The 23,016-nt window shown below is 39.5% G+C and carries 16 protein-coding genes, 1 tRNA gene and 2 pseudogenes; 11 read left to right on the forward strand and 8 right to left on the reverse strand.

Annotation, left to right across the window (positions count from 1 at the left end):
• The first annotated feature begins 19 nt into the window (after positions 1 to 19).
• The 4 genes and pseudogenes from N824_RS06820 (at position 20) to N824_RS06835 (ending at position 6,392) form a co-directional block, all read left to right on the forward strand.
• Positions 20 to 2,416: pseudogene (locus N824_RS06820) on the forward strand (ABC transporter permease).
• Positions 2,417 to 2,441: 25 nt separating this feature from the next.
• On the forward strand, positions 2,442 to 3,131 hold the full coding sequence (locus tag N824_RS06825; protein ID WP_048904380.1) for an ABC transporter ATP-binding protein: 690 nt from the start codon (positions 2,442 to 2,444) through the stop codon (positions 3,129 to 3,131).
• A gap of 16 nt (positions 3,132 to 3,147) precedes the next feature.
• The gene (locus N824_RS06830) at positions 3,148 to 5,526 is read left to right on the forward strand and encodes an ABC transporter permease (RefSeq protein ID WP_048904381.1); all 2,379 of its coding nucleotides are present in this window, start codon (positions 3,148 to 3,150) and stop codon (positions 5,524 to 5,526) included.
• Positions 5,527 to 5,594: 68 nt separating this feature from the next.
• A complete protein-coding gene (locus N824_RS06835) occupies positions 5,595 to 6,392 on the forward strand; it encodes an ABC transporter substrate-binding protein (RefSeq protein WP_048904382.1) in 798 nt (265 codons plus the stop codon).
• Between the two features lie 41 nt (positions 6,393 to 6,433).
• On the opposite strand, the gene N824_RS06840 is transcribed toward N824_RS06835, so the two are convergent.
• Together N824_RS06840 and N824_RS06845 are read right to left on the reverse strand one after the other, a co-directional pair.
• Positions 6,434 to 6,958, reverse strand: coding sequence for an OmpA family protein (locus N824_RS06840; protein WP_048904383.1), 525 nt, complete (start codon positions 6,956 to 6,958; stop codon positions 6,434 to 6,436).
• A gap of 45 nt (positions 6,959 to 7,003) precedes the next feature.
• On the reverse strand, positions 7,004 to 9,463 hold the full coding sequence (locus tag N824_RS06845) for a M1 family aminopeptidase (RefSeq protein WP_084498217.1): 2,460 nt from the start codon (positions 9,461 to 9,463) through the stop codon (positions 7,004 to 7,006).
• Between the two features lie 131 nt (positions 9,464 to 9,594).
• On the opposite strand from N824_RS06845, the gene N824_RS06850 reads away from it, so the two are divergent.
• From N824_RS06850 to N824_RS06875, 6 genes and pseudogenes are all read left to right on the forward strand, one after another.
• The gene (locus N824_RS06850; RefSeq protein WP_084498218.1) at positions 9,595 to 11,733 is read left to right on the forward strand and encodes a prolyl oligopeptidase family protein; all 2,139 of its coding nucleotides are present in this window, start codon (positions 9,595 to 9,597) and stop codon (positions 11,731 to 11,733) included.
• A gap of 456 nt (positions 11,734 to 12,189) precedes the next feature.
• A tRNA-Leu gene (locus N824_RS06855) sits at positions 12,190 to 12,271 on the forward strand.
• Positions 12,272 to 12,341: 70 nt separating this feature from the next.
• On the forward strand, positions 12,342 to 13,688 hold the full coding sequence (gene tig / locus N824_RS06860) for a trigger factor (protein WP_048904385.1): 1,347 nt from the start codon (positions 12,342 to 12,344) through the stop codon (positions 13,686 to 13,688).
• 218 nt (positions 13,689 to 13,906) lie between these two features.
• Positions 13,907 to 14,602: an ATP-dependent Clp endopeptidase proteolytic subunit ClpP gene (gene clpP, locus N824_RS06865; RefSeq protein WP_048904386.1), complete on the forward strand. Its 696-nt coding sequence runs from the start codon at positions 13,907 to 13,909 to the stop codon at positions 14,600 to 14,602.
• Positions 14,603 to 14,604: 2 nt separating this feature from the next.
• Positions 14,605 to 15,847: pseudogene (gene clpX, locus N824_RS06870) on the forward strand (ATP-dependent Clp protease ATP-binding subunit ClpX).
• Between the two features lie 252 nt (positions 15,848 to 16,099).
• The gene (locus N824_RS06875) at positions 16,100 to 16,963 is read left to right on the forward strand and encodes an AMP nucleosidase (protein WP_048904387.1); all 864 of its coding nucleotides are present in this window, start codon (positions 16,100 to 16,102) and stop codon (positions 16,961 to 16,963) included.
• Here the strand turns inward: N824_RS06875 and N824_RS06880 are convergent.
• Genes N824_RS06880 through N824_RS06905 form a run of 6 tightly spaced genes read right to left on the reverse strand, consistent with a single transcriptional unit; the run spans position 16,960 to position 22,237 of the window.
• Positions 16,960 to 17,460: a histidine phosphatase family protein gene (locus N824_RS06880; RefSeq protein ID WP_048904388.1), complete on the reverse strand. Its 501-nt coding sequence runs from the start codon at positions 17,458 to 17,460 to the stop codon at positions 16,960 to 16,962. The genes N824_RS06875 and N824_RS06880 overlap by 4 nt on opposite strands.
• 10 nt (positions 17,461 to 17,470) lie before the next feature.
• Positions 17,471 to 18,451 (reverse strand): glycosyltransferase family 9 protein, encoded by a 981-nt coding sequence (locus tag N824_RS06885; RefSeq protein WP_235207014.1) that lies wholly within the window; start codon positions 18,449 to 18,451, stop codon positions 17,471 to 17,473.
• 12 nt (positions 18,452 to 18,463) lie between these two features.
• Complete coding sequence (rfaE2, locus tag N824_RS06890; RefSeq protein WP_048904390.1) at positions 18,464 to 18,964, reverse strand: D-glycero-beta-D-manno-heptose 1-phosphate adenylyltransferase; 501 nt, start codon at positions 18,962 to 18,964, stop codon at positions 18,464 to 18,466.
• A gap of 2 nt (positions 18,965 to 18,966) precedes the next feature.
• On the reverse strand, positions 18,967 to 19,521 hold the full coding sequence (locus N824_RS06895) for a D-sedoheptulose 7-phosphate isomerase (RefSeq protein ID WP_048904391.1): 555 nt from the start codon (positions 19,519 to 19,521) through the stop codon (positions 18,967 to 18,969).
• A 5-nt stretch (positions 19,522 to 19,526) separates the two neighbouring features.
• Complete coding sequence (rfaE1, locus tag N824_RS06900; RefSeq protein WP_048904392.1) at positions 19,527 to 20,507, reverse strand: D-glycero-beta-D-manno-heptose-7-phosphate kinase; 981 nt, start codon at positions 20,505 to 20,507, stop codon at positions 19,527 to 19,529.
• Positions 20,508 to 20,551: 44 nt separating this feature from the next.
• Positions 20,552 to 22,237: a DNA polymerase/3'-5' exonuclease PolX gene (locus N824_RS06905; RefSeq protein ID WP_048904393.1), complete on the reverse strand. Its 1,686-nt coding sequence runs from the start codon at positions 22,235 to 22,237 to the stop codon at positions 20,552 to 20,554.
• 129 nt (positions 22,238 to 22,366) lie between these two features.
• On the opposite strand from N824_RS06905, the gene N824_RS06910 reads away from it, so the two are divergent.
• A complete protein-coding gene (locus tag N824_RS06910; RefSeq protein ID WP_152542004.1) occupies positions 22,367 to 23,008 on the forward strand; it encodes a hypothetical protein in 642 nt (213 codons plus the stop codon).
• The last annotated feature ends 8 nt before the right edge of the window (positions 23,009 to 23,016 follow it).

Below are 23,016 nucleotides of genomic sequence, written 5' to 3' on the forward strand. Positions count from 1 at the left end.
CAGATTAATAAGAATTGAGATGTTTAAACTGAACTTAAAAATCGCCCTAAGAAACCTTTGGAAATATAGAGGATACACCTTCATAAATATCGCAGGGTTATCCATCGGACTGGCCGCGTGCCTGCTTATTTTTATCTTTTTAAGATACCAGTTGAGCTTTGACAAGGGTTACGAAAATGAAGACAGGATCTACCGGGTCGTAACTTCTTGGACATATCCGGGTGAAAACGAATTTTATACCAAAGGGGTGCCACGACCACTCGCAGCGGCAGTGCGTAATGACTTTCCTCAAGCAGAGCGGGTTGCTGCGGTTCAGGAATCGGGAGGTATCATCAGGGTCGCGGCCACCAGTGCAAGACCGGAAGTCAAAGAAGCATCAAGTGTTTATTATATTGAACCCCAGTTCTTTGATATCGTTAAGATCAAGTGGCTTGAAGGAGAGCCCCGCAAGGCTCTATCAGTCCCGAACACCGTTACCCTGTCAAAAAAAACGGCAGATAAATATTTTGGAAAATGGCAGGATGCCGTTGGCAAGCACATCAGGTTTGAAAACAGGTTAGACCTCAAAGTCACCGGCATTTTTGAAGATTTTCCGGATAACAGTAGTTTCCCTTTCAAGGTAGTTATTTCTTACCTGACCTACAAAGACGAAAGCCTGCATAGCTGGCAATCTGTAAGCTCGAGTTCCGAATGCTATGTACTGTTAAAAAAAGGTGCCGATGCATCGGCGCTTAAAGCTCCTGTATTGAAACTTATCGATAAATACTATGAAAAAGGAAACGTAGGCAAGGAACATCACTATTTTCAGCCCCTAAGTGATGTTCATTACAATGAAAAATACAGCAACTTTAATAATAAGGTCATGCCGGAGGGTCAAATCATCGGGTTGATCGTTATTGGTTCATTTTTATTGCTTACTGCCTGTATCAATTTTATTAATCTGGCTACCGCGCAAGCAGTGAGCAGATCTAAGGAAGTTGGTATCCGCAAAGTAATGGGAAGCAGGCGGAAACAATTGGTATGGCAGTTTTTAAGTGAAACCGCACTGATCACCATCATTGCACTGCTTATTGCAAGTGTGCTTACAGAACTAGCCCTTCCGGGAATGAGAAACCTGTTCAGTGGGGATATTTCTTTTAGCCTGTTTGGGCATCCCGTGATATTCATCTTCATGACCCTGTTGGTTTTGGTGGTGAGTTTCCTAGCTGGCTTTTACCCTGCAATGATCGTGTCAGGTTTTAGTCCGGCGCTGGCGATAAAAAATAAGATCAGTGCGGCGAATGCAGGAGCACTCGGACTCAGAAGGGCGCTCGTGGTTATCCAATTTGCCATCACGTCTGTGCTGATCGTAGGCACTCTGGTAGTGATCAATCAAATGAGCTACATGAGGGCCAAATCTTTAGGGTTTGACACCAACGCCATTGCCCTGGTGGATGTACCATCCGATAGTCTGAGCCAGCTAAAATTCAACACATTAAAGGAGAAAATACTCCATATCAATGGTGTGAAAGCAGTCAGTTTTAGCAATGCAGCCCCTTCGTCAAACAGCAACAACACCTCCAGCTTTAAATACAACAGTACCAAGGATGAAAACTTCCAGCTGTGCGTAAAATCGACAGACCGCGACTACATCAACACATTTTCATTGAAACTGATTGCAGGGAGAACCCTGTCCAAAACAGATACCCTTAAAGAAACTGTCGTCAATGAAACCCTGCTAAAAAAACTCAACATCAGCAACCCCAATGAAATCCTTGGGAAATTTATAGAGACTCAAGGCCGTAGGATGCCGGTTGTTGGTGTCGTTAAAGACTTTAACAATTTTTCCCTGCATGATAAAATAGAGCCCACAGCATTGTTCTCCTACAAAAGTGTCTACAACCTTATGGCCGTGAAAATGGAACCGGGCCAGCTTCTTCAGGCCATGAAAACCATTGAAAGCGAATGGAACGGGACATTTCCTGATTATGTGTACAGCTCCAGCTTTATGGACGATCAGATCAGCTCATTTTATGAGACAGAGCGGGTTATGAGCGTACTTTTTAAAGTATTTGCAGGGGTGGTCATCTTCATCTCCTTCATAGGCCTGTTTGGATTGATCTCCTTCATCGCCACACAGCGGACCAAAGAAATAGCCATCCGAAAAGTACTTGGAGCATCCACTGCAGAACTCATTAGSNAWGNNCKGAASAGYTCGTTTCTCTGGATGGTACTGATCGCCAACCTCATCGCATGGCCTGTTTCTTATATATTTGTTTCCAAGTGGCTTCAAGGTTTTGAGTACAGAGCGCCACTCAGTGTCTGGCCCTTTATGATCGCCATGCTGCTTTCCATTGTCATTAYCCTTATCACTGTAAGTCTGAGGTCCTACAAAGCTGCCAGTACCAACCCAATTGATGCCTTAAAATACGAATAGAATTAAAACATAAAAACATAATCTCATGATAGAATTAAAAAATATAGAGAAATATTACGCTAACAAAGGGGTAAAAAGTTACATCCTTCGTCACGTAACTACAAGTATAAAACAAGGTGAATTTGTTTCTATAATGGGGCCATCTGGTGCCGGAAAATCAACTTTGCTTAATATATTAGGAATGCTCGAAGAACCAACCTACGGACAGTATGAGTTTATGGGCGAAGATGTGGTTTCACTAAACGAACGCAAGCGCATAGAGCTGTACCGTAACCATATTGGTTTTGTATTTCAGGCTTATCACCTTATTGATGAAATGACGGTAGCCGAGAATATCGAAGCGCCATTATTGTATAAAAAAGTACCTGGCTCTGAGCGTAAAAGCCGTGTAGCTGATATTCTGGACAGATTTAATATGGTGGCCAAAAGTGATCTTTTTCCTAATCAGTTATCAGGAGGTCAGCAGCAATTGGTGGGCATTGCACGTGCTTTGGTCGCACAGCCGTCTATTATTTTAGCTGATGAGCCTACCGGTAATTTGCAATCTACCCAGGCATTGCAAATCATGGATCTGTTTAAAAAGCTAAATGAAGAGGAGGGAATTACCATTGTTCAGGTTACCCATTCTGAAGTTAACGCCGGCTATGGTAGTCGTATCCTGCATTTATTGGATGGGGTTATAAAGGAAGATGTCGCTGTTCAGCAAACGGTTTAAATAATAACTGGTAGCGATGTTTAAACTCAATCTTAAAATTGCTTTTCGGAACTTATTAAAGCACAAGACTGCCTCATTGATCAATATCAGTGGGCTTGCCATTGGTCTTGCAGCGAGCTTATTGTTATTGCTGTACGTACAATACCAGTGGAGCTATGATAAGCAATTTGGGAATAGTGAAAACACTTATCACCTGATGGTTAATTTTTATGGTACCGATAAGAGCATTACCGGAACCACACCACAGGTTTCCAATGTGCTTCCATTGGTGCTAAAAGAAGAAAGTCCTGAGATAGAAAACATCAGCAGGGTGTTATGGGCTAGCAGGCGACTAGTGGCCAATGGTCAGAATTCTTTTAAGATAGAAGGACGCTATGCTGATCCTGATCTGCTGAGAATATTTAAGTTTGACTATCTGAGTGGCAATCCTGAAAAAGCCTTTGACGATCCAAACTCTATTTTACTCACAGAAACCATTGCAAAACGGTTATTTGGTAGTGTGGATGTGCTCAATAAGACGGTTAGGTTTGAGAACCAGGCCAACCTGAAGGTTACTGCGGTAATAAGGGATCTTCCGCCAAACTTTACTTATGGATTCGAATGTCTGACATCCTGGAAACTTTACGAGAACCTGAACGGATGGCCGGCTGAATCTAATTGGGGCAATTATTCCTACTTCACACTGCTTACACTTAAGAATGGCACCGATCCAAATGCGTTTAACCAAAAGATAAAAAACACCATTGCCAGGAATACGGTAACGAAAACGATTGAGGCAGCCCCTTTTGTATATCCTCTCGAAAAATACCATCTATATGGCCATTTTAGTAACGGTATAGCCGATGGCGGTCAGATCGAACAAGTACGCATTTTCATTATACTTGCCTTGGGTATCCTGGCAATAGCCTGTATCAATTTTATGAACCTGTCTACTGCCAGATCCCAAAAACGGGCAAAAGAAGTGGGTATAAGGAAAACAATAGGGGCCAGTCGCACATCATTAATAATGCAGTTCCTGCTCGAATCATTTATCCTCACCATAGTTAGTGTGGTACTTGCAATAGTCTTGGTTGAACTATTCCTGCCAGCATTCAATGGTCTGCTGAATACCAAATTGCAGATTAGTTATGATCATCCAGGGAACTGGCTGGCAGTGACCGGCCTGATTCTGTTTACCGGCTTGATTGCTGGTAGCTACCCAGCATTTTTCCTTTCTTCATTTAACCCGGTTCAGGCTTTAAAGAAAACGATAGCATTTAAAAGCAATTTTAGTCTCAGCTTTAGGCAGATGCTCGTTATCATTCAGTTCGGCTTTGCAATTGTTCTGATCGTGGCAACACTCATCCTTTATCAGCAGTTACAATATTTAAAGAACAGACCCCTGGGATACGATAGCAATGCACTGATCGAAATGCCTCATGAAGGCAACCTGTATCCTAAATTTGACCTTTTCAAAGACAGGCTGCTCAACTCAAGGGCAGTAACTGCAGTAACGCAGTCATCAGGAAGTATAGCTTTTCAAAATTCAAATACCAGCGGACTTGAATGGCAGGGCATGAGAGAAGGAGATAAGAAAATTTCATTCGATCTTATTCAGACCACTTATGATTTCTTAAAAACAAATAATATCAGATTAATTGCCGGACGCGATTTTAGTAAAGGCCGTGCCTCAGACTCTTCGGCACTGATGCTCAGCGAAACCGCTGTAGAACAAATGGGGCTTAGAGAACCTCTTGGTCAGCATGTGCTTTTCAATGGGAAACAAAGACCAGTAGTGGGCATATTTGCCGATGTACTGTGGGATGAACCTACCAGAACGCTGCACCCAATGGCCATTGTATTCAATGCTGAAAACAGCGATGTAATCACGATGCGGTTAAACACTACAAGGAATATACGGGAAAGCATTGATCAGATCACAAAAATTACAAAAGAATTAAATCCTGATTTCCCTGTAGAGATCAAATTTGTAGACAGCCTGGTAGCCGAGAAATTCGAGCATGAACAGATGTTGTCTATAATATCGAATCTCTTTGCAGGCCTTTCCATATTTGTTTCCTGTCTTGGCTTATTTGGACTGTCAGCCTTTAGTGCCGAGCAGCGGACAAAAGAGATCGGCATACGCAAAGTACTGGGTGCAACCATTACTGGTATCATTGCCCTATTGTCAGTAAGCTTTGTTAAAACAGTTATGATAGCGATGGTGTTGGCCATGCCAATAGGGTATTTGATTATGGATAATTGGCTGATGCAGTTTGATTACCGCATTTCAATTGGCCCTGCTGTATTCATTCTTACCGGAGTATCGAGCATTTTGATTGCGTTGTTTACTGTGAGTTGGCAGGCTTACCGTGCTGCAAAGTCAAATCCTGTGGACGCATTGAAATATGAATAAGTCATTTTGTTGCGGCCTGGTCCTCGGCGATTGCTTTAAATTACGCATAATGAAATTATCTTTGCATCATGCAACGCAGTTTTACCGATCAGCTGAACAGAGAAATTTTAATCAATTATCCACCAAAACGGATCATCTCTTTAGTGCCTTCTCAAACAGAGCTGTTGTTTGAACTTGGGCTTGATCAGGAAATCATCGGGCTCACTAAGTTTTGTATTCATCCCATTGAAAAGTTTGCAGAGCGTACCAAAATAGGAGGGACTAAGAAATTAAATATCCAGCTAATAAGGGATTTAAATCCCGACCTCATCATCGGTAATAAAGAAGAGAATGAGCAGTCGCAGATCGAAGAACTGATGGAGGATTATCCGGTATGGATGAGCGATATTTATACACTGGAAGATGCCAAAAAAACCATAGCCCAAATAGGTGAACTGGTAGACAGGCAGCCGGAAGCATCTTATTTAAATCACCTGATCAACGCAGGCTTTAATGACCTTCAAACTTTAGCCGTGCAAAACGGAATCAATAAAAAAGTTGCCTATCTGATCTGGAAAAGCCCATATATGTTGGCTGGTAGAGATACCTTTATAGATAATATATTAGCAATAAATGGCCTTAGTAATGTAATTAAGGAAAGAAGATATCCTGAAATTGAACTGAATGAACTGGCTAAATTAAAGCCAGATCTGATATTTTTATCCTCAGAACCTTATCCTTTCAAGGAATCGCACCTTGAAGAAATAAGGACGGTAATACCTGAGGCTAAAGTAATGCTGGTTGATGGAGAAATGTTCTCCTGGTATGGTAGCCGACTGGTTAAAGCAGTTCAATATCTGTTTCAGCTTCAAAAGGAACTTTATTAACCGGCCGGCTGGGTTGAATTATTTATCTTTAACAGTTGTCGTTACTTCAACAAGGTAACCTCAACTCTTCTGTTTTTTAAACGTCCTTCTTTAGTTTTGTTATCTGCAATAGGTTGTGTATCACCTAATCCCGAAGTTTGAATTCTGTCTCCGTTAATACCTAAACTAACCAGGTAAGTTTTAACAGATACGGCACGTTTTTCTGATAACCATTGATTGTATTTTGCGGTTCCCGTTTTGTCAGAATGTCCTTCAATAAGAATTTGACGGTTGGCATCCTTCTGCTTTAAAACTTGTGCAACATCAGCAATACTCTTTTTTGAACCTTCATTCAAATACGAAGAGTTGGTAGGAAACAATATCTCTGAACTAAATGTGAATTTAATTCCGGCATTTGTACGCTCTACCTGACTTTCAGGAAGGTCCTTTTTAATGTTGTCAAGCTCAGTGTCGCCGGCTGGTTTCTCTACAGGGGAAGGAGGGGCCTGAATAACTTTTTTAACGGTTTTACACGAGAGTGCTACGCTAACTAAAAGCGCCAGGAATAAGATGGTTTTCTTTGTCATTTGTGTGGTTTGTATATAAAGTTTGTGTTAATTCAATTTGTCGCTTTATTTCAATTCATCAATTGCGCTGTCAATATAGCTTGAGGCAGCCTGATCTCCCTGTTTTTGCTTTTTAAGTTGCAGCAGGAAGTTAGTTACATATTTATTGTAGCCATAGCTTTTGTATTTCAATCCGATGGCTTTAACAAGGTCAACTCCCTTTTTTAGCTCATTAATATCACTAACCTTGCCTAATATGTTTACATAAGCAGGAATCATCTCTATTTGTTCCTGAGCAGACATTGCTGTAAATTTCTCATTAATGAAAGGCAATTCTTTCTCTGTGCCAAATTTAGAATAGACAAATGCAATTGCTTGTGTAAGTGATGCTTTGTTGTCTTTCTCAAGCGTTCTCGCGATAGTGAGGGCCTCTTCAGGTTGTTGCAAAGCAAGGGCCATTAATGATGATCCCTGAACGGCATACGATTTACTTTCAAGCCCTTTTTTGAACAATGCTAAATCAGCAGCACTTTTATTGCCGCCTATAATAGAAATTGCCTGTGCCTGTACAAGGGTATTCGGATCAGAGGTAGCAAGTTTTTGAATCGCAGGCATTGCAGTTTTAAAAAGTTCTGAATCATCAGCAGCGATGGAATCAAGCGCCTGCATTCTTAACGTGTAATACTTGTCGTTTAATGCCGAAAGTAAAACCTTTGCACCTTCTGTATCTTTTTTACTTTTTCCTGCAGCTTCTATCGCTTCAAGTCTGTCCATAAATAAGGGAGCATGCGCATATTGAAATGCAAACTCAGCTAAGGATTTATGATCGTCTTTTTCGGCTAATAAAACTTTGTCGGCATCAACATTTACAAGATCAGGTCTGGCTGCACTGGCAAATGTAAAAGTCTGTGCAGCATCTTTAAGTGTTACCTGATAACGCTTTTTATTGGCTCCGGTATACACATCTATGGCCATAGGTAAAGTAAATGGATCTCCCGTCTGAGTTTGTTTAAGTGTTACTTTTTGTGTTTTCGCACTTTCATCCCATGCATAATCTATACTTATTTTCGGGTGACCGGCATTAAAATACCACTGGTTAAAGAACCAGTTCATATCCTGTCCACTAGCCTCCTCCATAGCTAAGCGTAGTTGATGCGCTTCTCCATTTTTAAAGGCGTTTTGTTTCAAGTAGATATTTAAACCTTTAAAGAAAACCTTATCGCCCAAATAGTTGCGCATCATGTTTAAAATGCGACCGCCTTTTTGATAGGATACCGCATCAAAAACTTCTTCTTTATCAGCATAATGAAAACGCACCAGGTTCTTTAAAGCTTCTTTTTTAGAACCTAAATATTGGCTCATGTCTTCATAATTGTGCGCATCGGCAGCATCTTTTCCATACTTATGTTCCGCCCATAAATATTCGCTATAGTTGGCAAATGATTCATTTACAGTTAAGTTGCTCCAACTTTCAGCCGTAACGTAATCGCCAAACCATTGATGAAACAATTCATGTGCAATAGTGCTTTCTGCCTGTCCGAAATTTTCATCAAGCATTTCTCTTGGTGTGCGTTGTACATAAGCACCGTGTAAGGTAGCAGTGGTATTTTCCATTGCGCCACTAACATAATCACGAACTACAATCTGGCTATATTTATTCCAGGGATAATCAACACCAAGCGTTTTAGAATAGAAGCCAATCATTTCAGGGGTAAGCCCGAAAATTTGTTTAGCATAAGGCGCATAGGCAGGTTCCAGATAATAGTTTACTTCTTTGTTATTCCATTTATCACGATAGATTTTGAAATCGCCAACTGCCATCATAAATAAATAAGGAGAATGTGGCAGATCCATTTTCCAGGTATCTGTACGGGTTCCATTTGCATTTTTTAGCTGACTTACCAGTTTTCCATTTGATAAGGTTACGTATTTAGCCGGCGCGGTAATGCTAATTTCGGCTGTAGTTTTTTGATTTGGTTTGTCTATAGTAGGAAACCATGCAGAAGAAGCTTCTGTTTCGCCCTGTGTCCAGATCTGTACCGGCTTCCCTTTAACTGCACTGTCGGGATTAATAAAATAAAGACCTTTTGCATCGGTTATGGCAGCGCTGCCCTTTACTTTTAATTCATCAGGTTTTGCGGTGTAGTCAATAAAAATGGTGTAGGTTTCGCCTGGTAAGAATTTCTTTCCCAGCTGTACTTTTAATTGCTCCGCATCGTAAGTGTATTTTAATGTTTGCAGGTTTTTACCATTTACCAAAGCAATAGTTCTGATATCCATGCCCTGTGCGTCCAGAGTTAGCGAATCTGTAGGATAGGCGTAAGGTTTTAACGTTACCCATTCTTTACCAATTAGATGGCGTTTTGAGTAGTCGAACTTTACATCTAATTTTGTATGTACCAGCGCATTTATTTTTGTAGATGATGCATGGTAAGGAGTGTCTTTATTTACCTGGGCCCAAACACCAGTGGAAGTTAACATGAGTGCCAGTCCAACACTGGCCGATTTGCAAAATAAGTTCTTCATTAAAGCTAATTAAAGCGCCCAAGTTACGTATTCGTAGTAATAAAGAAAAGTAACAGTGTTGTGTGCGTATTTTTTGTTTATTTTTATGAGCATAATCTCAATATTAAATTTTAGGTAAAACAATTTTGGCTATGAAAACAACATTTAAAAACAGCCTGATCGCACTTGTCATTATGTTCCCTATTTTTGTTCAGGCTCAAAAAACCAATACATTACAAAAAATGGCGATAACTTATCCGCAAACAAAGAAAGAAAACATAAAAGATACCTATTTTGGAACCGTAGTAGAAGACCCTTACCGTTGGCTGGAAGATGATCGTGCCGAGGATACAAAAGCATGGGTGAAAGCAGAAAATGCAGTAACCCAAAAGTACCTGGGCCAAATTCCTTACAGAAAAGCCATAAAAGAACGATTAACAAAGTTGATGAATTATGAAAAGTATTCTCAGCCATTTAAAGAAGGTGATTATACTTATTTCTATAAAAACACTGGCTTGCAAAACCAAAGCCTTCTGTATCGCCAAAAGGAAGGCGGCCAACCTGAAGTATTTCTTGATCCAAACACATTTTCTAAAGATGCAACGACCTCATTGGCAGACATCAGTTTTTCTAAAGATGGTAGTTTAGTAGCATATCAGCTATCGGCAGGAGGTTCAGATTGGACCAGCGTTGTTGTGATGCATTCGGCTGACAAATCAATTATTGGGGATACACTTATTGACGTAAAATTCTCTGGTATAGCCTGGCAAGGCAATACCGGCTTCTATTACAGCAGCTACGACAAACCTAAGGAGGGAAGCCAGTTGTCAGGCTTAACAGAACAGCACAAATTGTTTTTCCATAAACTGGGAACACCACAAAAAGACGATCAGCTGGTATTTGGCGGTGCAAAAACCCCACGCAGGTATATCGGTGCAGGCTTAACAGAAGATGAACATTATTTGATTATCTCTGCTGCCAACTCTACATCGGGCAATGAATTGTACATAAAAGATCTTTCTGTTCCCGATTCTGACATTATTCCGGTGGTTGATAATTTTGAACAAAACCATAGCATTATTGATAATATTGGCAGCAAATTATACATATACACAAATCTTGACGCGCCAAATGGACGTATCGTTACTGTCGACGCTGCCGATCCCAAACCTGCAAACTGGAAAGATCTGATTAAAGAAACAGAGAATGTATTAAGCCCATCAACCGGAGGAGGCAAATTGTTTGCGAACTATATTAAGGATGCCGTGTCTATGGTATTGCAATATGATATGGATGGTAAAATGGAACATGAAATTAAGTTGCCCGGGATAGGTACGGCTGTTGGCTTTGGCAGTAAAAAGAAGGAATTGGAGCTATTCTATACCTTTACATCCTATGTTTACCCAACTACCATCTTTAAATATTCGGTAACTACGGGCCAATCGGAAGACTATAAAAAGCCAGGTATTGATTTCGATCCTTCAAAATACGAGTCTAAGCAAATATTTTACACATCTAAAGACGGTACTAAGGTACCAATGATCATTACTTATAAAAAAGGAATTGTGCTAAATGGCAAAAACCCCACTGTTTTGTATGGTTACGGAGGTTTTAATATCAGTTTAACTCCTGCATTTAGTACTTCTATAGTCGTTTTACTGGAGCAGGGAGGTGTTTATGCAGTCCCAAATCTGCGTGGGGGTGGCGAGTATGGCGAAAAATGGCATCTTGCAGGAACCAAATTGCAAAAGCAAAATGTATTTGACGACTTTATTGCTGCGGCCGAGTATTTGATTTCAACTAAATATACCTCTAAAGATTACCTGGCAATAATGGGTGGTTCAAATGGAGGATTGCTGGTAGGGGCTACCATGGCACAGCGACCAGAGCTGTTTAAGGTGGCATTTCCGGCCGTTGGGGTAATGGATATGCTGCGCTACCATAAATTTACGGCAGGAGCAGGCTGGAGCTATGATTACGGAACGTCGGAAGATTCAAAAGAGATGTTTGAATATTTACACCAATATTCGCCTGTGCATGCTTTAAAAGCAGGAGGTAAATACCCTGCAACATTGGTAACCACTGCTGATCATGACGACAGGGTTGTGCCAGCGCACTCTTTTAAGTTTGCGGCAACATTGCAGGAGCGGCAGGGAGGTGATGCGCCGGTGCTGATCAGTATACAGACCAACGCCGGGCATGGTGCAGGTAAACCGACAGATAAAGCTATTGAAGAGATTGCCGATAAATGGGCGTTTTTATTCTACAATATGGGCCTGGGATATAAGTAATATATTACGTGAATATATAACGTGGGTTTTTGATCCCTGGTTCAATGAAATTTCAAAGGGATTATGCCCGGCTTATATCCGGGTCATATCGCGGTTACGTCCGGGTGAATTGCATTTAATAAGCATCATTTTTATACGCTCGTCACGAGGATAGTGCAGTAGCATGATTTCAGGATAATAAGTGTCTTTGTGGTATTTTGATCGAAAATTAGAAATGGCGTTGCCGGAAAACAGGAAAATGAAAAAATATTTTAATTTTTTTTCGTTCATGAAATTTATTGATGCATTCAAAGTTTTAAATGTATTTTGCTGGTTATCAGAAGGGTGAAATTTTGATGGTGAGTAAGTAATGAGAATAGGGCAGAGGGGTATTAAATATTTATTGAAAATATTTTCAAAAGGGTTTTGAGAATTGAAAACTATCTCTATCTTTGCAGTCCTAAAACAATCCTAACTGCGGAAGTGGCGTAATTGGTAGCCGCACCAGACTTAGGATCTGGCGCTTCACGGCGTGGGGGTTCGAGTCCCTTCTTCCGCACACAAAAATTCCCCCGCAACACGGGGGAATTTTTATATAAAGACGGTTATAAAAATATTGATTCAGAAAGATGAACATTACACAGGAAAAAATTAACGACTTAAACGCAGTTGTAAAAATTAAAATTGCACCTGAAGATTATACTGAAAAGGTTGATAAGACTATAAAAGAACAAGCTAAAAAAGCAAACCTTCCTGGGTTCCGTAAAGGAATGGTTCCTCCTGCTCACATCAAAAAAATGTATGGCAGAAGTATTCTTGTCGAAGAAATCAACAATCTGTTAAGCGAAACTTTAAACAAACACTTAACTGATAATAAAGTAGAAATTCTTGGTCAGCCTTTACCTGTGATGGATGATTCTAAAGAATTCAAATGGGATTATACAGACGAGTTTGAATTTGATTATGAATTAGGATTAGCACCAGCTATTGATTTAACCCTTTCTTCTAAAGATAAGTTTACTCAATATGTTGTAAAAGCTGACGAAGAAACTTTAGCTGCGCGTATCAAAAACATCCGCAAAAGCTATGGCAAAATGACAAACCCTGAAGTTTCGGCAGAAGAAGACGTACTTTATGCCGAATTAGCACAACTTTCTGCTGATGGTTCAGTTTTTGAAGGTGGCATTACACAAACAGGATCTATTCGTTTAGATCAGGTTACTGATAAAAAGATTTTAAAATCTTTAATTGGTTTAAAAAAGGATGATGTAGTTACACTTGACGTTCAAAAAGCTTTTGATAAAAATGAGGTTATTATAGCCAAATTGTTAAACATCAGCGAAGAGGATGCCAAAGACCTACAATCTAAATTCCAGGTAACGGTTAAAAATGTAAACCGTTTAGAGGAAGCTGATTTAAATCAAGAGTTCTTTGATAAATTATTTGGTGCAGGTGAAGTAACTGATGAGGCTGGTTTTACTGCCAGAATTACAGAAGAAATCGAAAGCATGTTTAAGCAAGACGCAGATCGTAAATTACAAAACGATATGTACACTAAACTTACCGACAGTGTTAAAATTGATTTGCCAGATGAGTTTTTACGTAAATGGTTAAAAGCTACTAACGAAAAACTAACTGACGAAGAATTAGCTGAAGGTTATGACGATTTCGCTAAAAACTTAAAATGGACTTTAATCGAAAACAAATTGATTAAAGACAATAACATCGAGATTAAATACGAAGATGTTTTCCAAACAGCAAAACAACGTTTAGACGCACAATTTAGAATGTACAGCCCAGCTCCGATGCCGGAAGATCAATTGGCTCAGTACACTGCTACTTTCCTTAAAGAGAAAGACAACGCTAACCGTATTTTTGATGAAGTAAAAGCGATTAAAGTTTTTGAACACATTCAATCGGTTGCTACTTTAGACCAAAAAGAAATAGCTTATAATAAATTTATAGAATTAAAATAATAAAGGCTGGTAACAGCAAATACAATTAATTTTATAGTATTAAGAATAAGGCGGCTTTATTAAGGCCGCCTTATTTATATAAAAGATATTCAAATTTTACAATGCCACAATAAATTACCAATTTAGTTTAGCTACTTTGGTGACAAATATTAGAAAATAAGAACTTATGAAACCTCCTGAGGAAGCTTCATAACCGATAAAAAGAAAAATAAGAACTTATGAAAATAGATAAAGACGAGTTTAGAAAATATGCAGTTAAACATCACCGTATAAACGGTTTAAATGTTGATCGTTTTATTGGAGCAACAAACAACTCTCCAAAAAGCATGACACCTTATATCATTGAAGAACGCCAGCTTAATGTAGCGCAAATGGACGTTTTCTCTCGTTTGATGATGGATAGGATTATCTTTTTAGGTGATGCTATTTATGACGGAAATGCAAACATTATACAAGCCCAATTGTTGTTTTTACAATCGACAGATAACAATAGAGATATTCAGATTTATATCAATTCACCAGGTGGTTCAGTTTACGCCGGTTTAGGTATATACGACACCATGCAGTACATCACACCTGATGTAGCTACAATTTGTACCGGTATGGCGGCTTCAATGGGAGCGGTTTTATTGGTAGCAGGAGCTAAAGGAAAACGTGCTGCATTACCTCACTCACGTGTAATGATTCACCAGCCTTCTGGTGGTGCTCAGGGTGTGGCTTCTGATATGGAGATCAACCTTAGGGAGATGCTAAAATTAAAAAAGGAACTGTACGATATCATAGCTAATCATTCCGGACAACCTTATGAGTGGGTAGAAAAGGCTTCAGACCGTGATTACTGGATGAAAGCTGAGGAGGCAAAAGGTTTTGGAATGATTGATGAAGTACTGGTTGCCAGTAGTAAGAAAGATTAAAAATGGCTAAACAAAATAAAGAATCGCGTTGCTCTTTTTGTGGCTCAGGTAAGCAGGATACTTTAATGCTTATCGAAGGGCTTGATGCATACATTTGTGATAAATGTGTGGCTCAGGCGAATCAGCTTCTGGTACAGGAGTTGGGCAGCAAAAAAGGTAAGGCTTTGGATCCTTCGATCACCTTATTAAAACCGCAGGAAATTAAAGCGCATATTGATCAGTATGTTATTGGTCAGGACGATGCTAAAAAAGTACTTTCTGTGGCCGTGTATAACCACTATAAAAGGTTGAGTCAGAAGATTGATAAAGCCGACGAGATTGAGATTGAAAAGTCCAACATCATGCTGGTAGGTGAAACCGGGACAGGTAAAACTTTACTGGCTAAAACCATTGCAAAAATATTGCATGTGCCTTTTTGTATATGTGATGCAACGGTGCTTACCGAAGCGGGCNTRTNTGKNASASSWTSTCSAAAGTATATTAACACGTTTATTGCAAGCTGCTGATTATGATGTGGCTTCGGCTGAACGTGGTATCGTTTATATCGATGAGGTTGATAAGGTGGCACGTAAAAGTGATAACCCTTCAATCACCAGAGATGTATCGGGAGAAGGTGTACAACAGGCCTTGCTGAAGATCTTAGAAGGTACTGTCGTAAACGTTCCACCTCAGGGTGGTCGTAAGCATCCGGATCAGAAAATGATTCCTGTAAACACGAATAACATCTTGTTTATTTGTGGTGGTGCATTTGATGGTATTGAACGTAAAATAGCAAACAGATTGCGTACGCAGGCTGTAGGTTATAAAGTTAAAAAGGATGACGAAGAGTTAGATCTTAAAAACCTGTACAAATATATCACTCCTCAGGATTTAAAATCATTTGGATTAATACCAGAACTTATTGGTCGTGTGCCGGTTTTAACACACCTTAACCCATTAGATAAGCAAGCTTTACGCAACATACTTACCGAGCCTAAGAATTCATTGTTGCGTCAGTATGTGAAACTATTCGAATATGAGAATGTAAAGCTTGTATTTGAAGATGAAGTTTTAGATTTTATTGTTGATAAGGCAATGGAATATAAACTTGGTGCAAGGGGATTACGCTCTATCTGCGAGGCAATTATGCTTGATGCGATGTTTGAAGTGCCATCGGACGCCAGCGTCCAGGAATTGAGTATTTCACTCGACTACGCCGTGGAGAAATTTGAGAAAGCAGACTTTAAAAAGTTAAAAGCTGCTTAGAAATTTAAATCCCCGGYTTTAYYRKNNATTTTTTTTTAACTTGTTATTTAGGTAAGTGGTTTGTTATACCGGGATTTGAGCATTGGGAATGCATAAGCAGTAGTGAATTCGTCATCTCGATGTTAGGAGAGATCTTGATCATGCTACTTCAATAGATTTCTCCAAACGTCGAGATGACGGGCTTAGACTTAAATGAATAGCAGGAGTTTAGCATACAACTCAAAAAAAGAATAATAAAGAAAGGATAAATATATGAACGAAGAAAAAGACGTAAAAAAAGATGAAAAAGCAGTAGCAAAAGCAAAAAGAACTAAAGAAGTTGAATCTCCTGTAAAAGGTGGTTTAAAATCTAAATCAGAAATTGTTAAGAACTGGTTGCCAAGATATACCGGCAGACCTTTAGAAGAATTTGGACAATACATCCTGCTCACCAATTTTAGTAAATATGTGCAAATGTTCTCTGAGTGGAACGGCAATGCACCTATTTTAGGGTTAGACAAACCGATGCAAAGTGTAACAGCAAATGGAATTACCATTATCAATTTTGGTATGGGAAGTCCGATGGCGGCTACTATGATGGATCTGCTTACCGCAATTTCCCCTAAAGCTGTTTTGTTTTTAGGAAAATGCGGAGGGCTAAAAAAGAAAAACCAATTGGGCGATTTGATTTTGCCTATAGCAGCTATAAGAGGCGAGGGGACTTCAAACGATTACCTTCCTGCAGAAGTACCGGCATTACCTGCGTTTGCTTTGCAGAAAGCGATATCAACAACAATAAGAGATCACTCAAGAGATTATTGGACAGGAACTTGCTATACCACCAACCGCAGGGTTTGGGAACACGACAAGAGCTTTAAGAAATACCTGAAAAGCTTACGTGCAATGGCCGTAGATATGGAAACGGCAACTATTTTTACCACAGGATTTGCCAATAAAATTCCTACCGGAGCATTGCTGCTGGTTTCCGATCAGCCAATGATTCCTGAAGGTGTAAAAACTGCGGAAAGCGATAGCAGTGTAACCACCAATTATGTGGAAACTCATTTAAGAATAGGGGTGGATTCGCTAATGCAACTAGTTAATAACGGGCTTACAGTTAAGCACCTTCATTTTTAGTCCCCATCAGCACTTTTGGGGGAATCGAATTCAATCAGCGTTCCACTAAAGTGACTAACTTCAGCCCAGTTATCTGTAGGGAATTCTATCATTACAATTCCACAGGTAGGGATATTATAGATACTTGCATCACTTAAGTAGTTTGCAAAATCTGTAAATCCCGGGTTGTGCCCAAATATGGCTACTCTGTTATATTTATTATTGAGCTTGTTCACCACCTTTAAAAGGGTGTTTACATCAGCCTCATAAATAGCAGCTTCTTCTTTTATCTGATCGGGAGATTTGTGCCAAACTTGCGAGAAATGTTTAGCGGTAGTAATTGCTCTTAAAGCAGGGCTGCTTACCAATAATTGCGGAACAAGGTCTTTTTGAAATATCCTTGCCGCCATTTCTGGTGCGTTTCTGTGTCCCCTTGGATTTAATGGCCTGTCGAAATCTGAAAGATGGGAATTGCCCCAGTCTGATTTACCGTGTCTTACTAATAGCAATTGCTTCATATAAGCGTTCTTATGAGTTTATAAAACTAACAATCTTATCGGTATGAATGTTTTTCATACATTTAAAATGTCCCAGTGGACATTTCTCTAAACCAAACTTTGAACAGGGCCTACACGATAGGTCTTCTCCCACAATTAATGAGTGTGATATTTTATAAGGATGCACCCCTAGCAGATCAGGTGTGGTACCGCCCCATACAGATGCCAAGGGCTTGTCAAAGGCTTCTGAAATGTGCGTCAGTCCGGTATCAAAACCAATTACCTTATGGGCCTTAGAGATTAGAAAAACAGATTGATCCAGGTTTGTAATCCCACATGTACTGTATACATTATCGCCAGTAGCTTCCTTAATTATATCGGCATTGTCCTTTACATCATTGCCTCCCAATAAAACCACCGGAAGATTTATTTCATGACATATTTCAATAATCTTATCGTTAGGCAACCTTTTGGTAAAATGAGTTGCTCCGATAACAAATGCAACGAACTTTTCCTGATGAGATGGAGGTAGAAATTCCGACAAATGATATTCTTTAGAGGTATAATAATCAATAGGCTTATCATCATTTTTTACACCAAGAAACTTCACAGTTTCAAGGTATCTGTCTACCAGATGTTTTCCAGAAATGAGCTTATTCCACTTGAATTTTAATGCCAGCCATTTGCTTATTCTATCTTTTTTATAAGTAGAAGAGGGTAGCCCGGTTTTGAACTTGATAATGGAAGTGCGCAGGTTATTGTGCAGGTCTATAATCAGGTCAAAATTCTCGGCTTTAATCTCTTTAATGGTATCAGATAACTTTGGTTTAAGTGTATGAAGCTTAGTTAAATAAGGGTTGTTCTGGTATATGTATTTGAATGCAGGTTTGGTAAGGAAATGTATTTCGCAATCGGGTAGTTGCTCTTTAAGGCACCTCACTACCGGGGTTGTGTAAATGATGTCCCCCATGGAACTGAACCTTATTACAATAATCTTTTTAGGTGTTTTCAAATCAATAATTGCTTATTGTGAACCTTTTATTTTTTCTATAATACTTGTTGATGAATAACCCGGCAGGAAGTTAAGCACTTTAACCTCACCTCCATTAGCAATTGTTTCTTTTGCACCCACAATATTATCGAGGTTGTAATCTCCACCTTTAACCAATACATCAGGTTGAACTACTTTAATTAAATCAAGTGGGGTGTCTTCACTAAAAAGGACAACAGCATCAACAAAAAACATGGATGCAATAAGTTGTGTGCGACTAAATTCATTATTTATTGGCCTGTTCTCTCCTTTCAGCTTGCATACAGAATTATCGGTATTTAAACCAACAACAAGTATGTCTCCCAAATCGGCAGCTTCGCCAAGGTAGGCGATATGGCCAGGGTGTATGATGTCAAAACAGCCATTTGTAAATACTATTTTTTTACCTTCAGTTTTCCACTTATGGGCTTTATCAATTAAAGTAGCTCTGGATACTATTTTTTGTACAAGAGTCTGTTTTGAATCTTTTGCCATAATTAATACGATTGATCTACTGCGGTGCAAAGAATATGCCCAATCAGGATATGCATTTCCTGTATTCTGGCAGTATTGTCTTCGGGGATGACAATATTTATATTGCAAAGCTCATTCATCTGGCCACCGTCTCTGCCAGAAAGGCCTAGTGTTTTACAACCAATTTCTTTTGCTGCTTTTAAGGCGTTTATAATGTTTGCGCTGTTGCCACTTGTAGATATCGCAATAAACAGATCTGAAGGGTTGGCTAACGCATGCAACTGGCGTTCAAATACGCTATGGTAACCATAATCATTGCTTATTGCTGTTAGTGCCGAAGTATCAACCGTAAGTGCAATTGCAGGCAGTGCCTTGCGCTCTTTAACAAACCTGCCGGTCAACTCTGCGGCAATATGCTGTGCATCGGCAGCGCTTCCCCCGTTTCCGGCTAACAATACTTTACCACCTGAAAGCAGGGTATCTGTAATCAGTTTACAGCTGCTCTCTATTTGAGGTACAAGGTTGGAAATGACTTTCTCAATGGTTAGCTTATGATGATTTAATTCGTCTAATACCATGAATGTTAATTGGTTTTTAAAGATGCAATGATTTCTTCAATGCTGGTAGTTGCACTGCCAATATGTTTGATCACAATTGATGCCGCGTAATTGGCGATAGTTGCCGCTTCTTCAACACTAAAGCCTAATGAAAGGCAATAGGCTAAAGTGGCTATTACAGTATCGCCGGCTCCGGTAACATCGTAAACTTCGGTAGCGGCTACAGGTATGATTTTATAGTCTTCTTTAGTGATAATCGCAATTCCCGCTTCCGAAAGTGTTACAATCAGATAGGTCGCCTTGGTGGCATCCAAAATAACGTGAGCCGCTTTAATTAAATCCTCATCAGAATTGATTTTTTCTGCTTTAGCAGCTTCTGCCAGTTCCTTTTTGTTCGGCTTAATAAGAAAAGCACCTTCATATTTACTATAATCCATTCCTTTTGGATCTACAAGGGTCTTTTTACCAAGCGACTGGCAGTAACCAATGATTCTTAAGGATAGGGTTGGGGTAAGTAAGCCTTTGTTGTAATCTGAAAGGACTACAATATCTGCTTTTTCTATATAAGGGGTAATGAAAGCAAAAAAAGATTCTTCCAGTTCAGTAGAGATGTTATGGATATCCTCTTTGTCTATTCTAACAATTTGATGATTGCCGGCAATCACCCGTGTTTTTACAGTGGTTACCCTGCTGTCATCTTTTAAAATCAATCGATTATCTATGCCTTTTGTTGTTAATATCTCTATTACGTCGGCCGCAAACAGATCATTGCCAACAATTCCGGCAAGATGAACTTTAGCTCCAAGATCAATCAGGTTGCTGGCTACGTTTGCTGCACCACCAATAATTTTTGATTCTCTATGGGCATTTAGGATCGGTACTGGTGCTTCTGGTGATAATCTGGTGGCCGACCCGAAGATGTAATGATCTAACATGAGATCGCCTATAACTAATATATCCGGAGCGGGATTATTGTGATGTGCATTATGTAGTTTTTCTTTTAGCATGCTCTATTATAGGTCAAAGGTAAGCATAATGGCTTTTATAATGATTAAATATTGTTGATCCTGTTTTTAAAATGATCTGCTATTTCATTTACAGAATAACTATTTAAGCATTGTTTAGCCTGCAGGCCTCCTTTTCTGCCTGCTAACACGCCGTACTTCATATCATGGAAGCCTTCTGTTCTGTGGGCATCCGGATTTATAGACAAAATAACGCCTTTTTCAAGCGCATAGCGATGCCAGCGCCAATCCAGATCTAAGCGCAAAGGGTTTGCGTTGATTTCTATAACCACATTATTTGCAGCACAGGCATCAATTACTTTGGCATAATCTATTGGGTAGCCTTTTCTGCTAAGCAATAATCTGCCGGTAGGATGTCCTAATATGGTAGTATATGGGTTTTCTATCGCTTTTATTAATCTGGAAGTAGCTTTTTCCTCGTCCATACGCAGGATGCTGTGTACCGATGCGACTACAAAATCAAATGTTTTAAGGATGTCGTCGCTATAATCTAATGAACCATCAAAAAGGATGTCGCTTTCTATTCCTTTAAATATTTTAAACGGAGCAAGTTTAGCATTTAATGCCTCAATTTCCTGGTGTTGTGCGTACACACGTTGTTCATTTAGGCCATTGGCATAAAATGCTGATTTTGAGTGATCGCAAATTCCCAGGTATTCCAATTGCAGGTTGTCTTTACAATAAAGTGCCATCTGCTCCAGGGTGTGCACTCCATCACTCCAGGTAGAGTGGTTATGTAAACTTCCTTTCAGGTCATTGTATGTAATTAAATGAGGCAGTTTGTTTGCCTTTGCCAATTCTATTTCATTTAATCCCTCTCTAAGTTCCGGTTCAACAAATGCCAAACCAGCTTTTTGATAAATAGATTGCTCATCATTAAAGGGGCCGTTACCTGCTAAAGCTAAAACTTCGGTGACGTGCTTTTCATTGCCGGTTAATTTAAACCAGTTGAGGTGGAAATCGTGTTTGGCTACCACATAAAGTTTGATTTTAAGGCCTGTGGGGCTGTGTGCTATAAGTGCATCATCGCCCTGCGCTTCAAATTGTAAAGGTTCAAATTCTGATATTCTTGTAACTATTTCGTCGATGCTCTCGGCACCAATTACGAATTCTATTTCTTCGATAATTTCCAGACAGCGTCGGTATGCTCCTGCAACGCCTAAAAGCGGCTCTCCACTGATGCTTCTAAGCCATACGGCAAGGTCTTCAAATAGTGTGTTAACAAAACCTTCTGCCTGGGCATACAGGAACTTGCCATGCGCTGCCATCTGAAATTCAATGACTTTCTTGATCTCTTCCTGTGTTTTCAGACCAAAGCCTTTTGCTTCAATCAGTCGGTTTTCATTACAGGCATAATAAAGCTCGCCAATGTTTTCGATAGCGAGATCTTTCCAGATAACTGATATTTTTTTAGGACCAATACCTTTAATGCCAAGCATTTCTACAATTCCTTCGGGTGTTTCGGCCAGGATGGTCTGAAGTTCAATCATGAATCCCGTCTGCAGCAACTCCCATACTTTTGCCGATATACTTTTGCCCAGGCCATCTATAAGTGCAATTTCCTCGAACGTTTTATCTCTAATGGCAAAGGGCAGTTTATCTACCTTAAAAGCGGCATTAGCTACTGATTTAATTTTAAAAGGGTTTTCATTATGTAGTTCCATCAATTGAGACAGGAGACGGAGGGTACGGGCGATGGTCTTGTTTTCCATTGAGTTATTTTTTACCTTAACAGTAATGGAGCTATTTTTTAGGATAATTCCATCGTTGCTAAATTAAATAAAAACGCTCGGTTTTTTGATTAAACTATTATTGGCATGGTTTTTTTACCTTATGTTACTATGAGACAATTCAATATTTTAAGTGTTTTTTTGCTAGCTGTGGTTTTGGGCTGCAATGAACCAAATAAAAAAAAGACAGAAGAGGACAAAGAGGCCCGTCTTCCTGCCGGTGCATTTCCCGAGTATTCCGGAGATCTGATGATTGTTCCGGGCCAGTCGATTGATAAAGTGTTTTTAGGGCAGGATATGCAGGAGGTTTTTAAGATTTTAGGGAATCCAAATGATGGTGATGCTGCCATGGGAAAGGCATGGGGTATCTGGTACCTTAGAGATTCAACTGATACCAAAAAAGGGGAGTTGTCTGTTTATTCTTCTTACAAGGATAGTACGATGGTTACCAAAGATGTAAAACAGATCGTGGTAAGTGCTTCCAATTACAGGACTGATAAGGGTTTGAGGATTGGAGTATCTCTTGACGAGATCAAAGCAGTTTTTCCGAATGTGAAAAAGGCAGAGATTTATGTGAGTACAGTTAAAAAAGATACTCTAATTGTTTATGATGCACAAGATGAAGGAATTGCATTTGATGTAAGGAATAAAGGAGATCATTTTTTTACTACTGCTATTACAGTGCATCCAAAAAAAGTATCGGTAAATAGTACATATTTAACGATACATCCGGGTTGGAATAAAGTTCAGTAATGAGCGCT

It is taken from the genome of Pedobacter sp. V48, assembly GCF_000523515.1.
Lineage (GTDB): Bacteria > Bacteroidota > Bacteroidia > Sphingobacteriales > Sphingobacteriaceae > Pedobacter.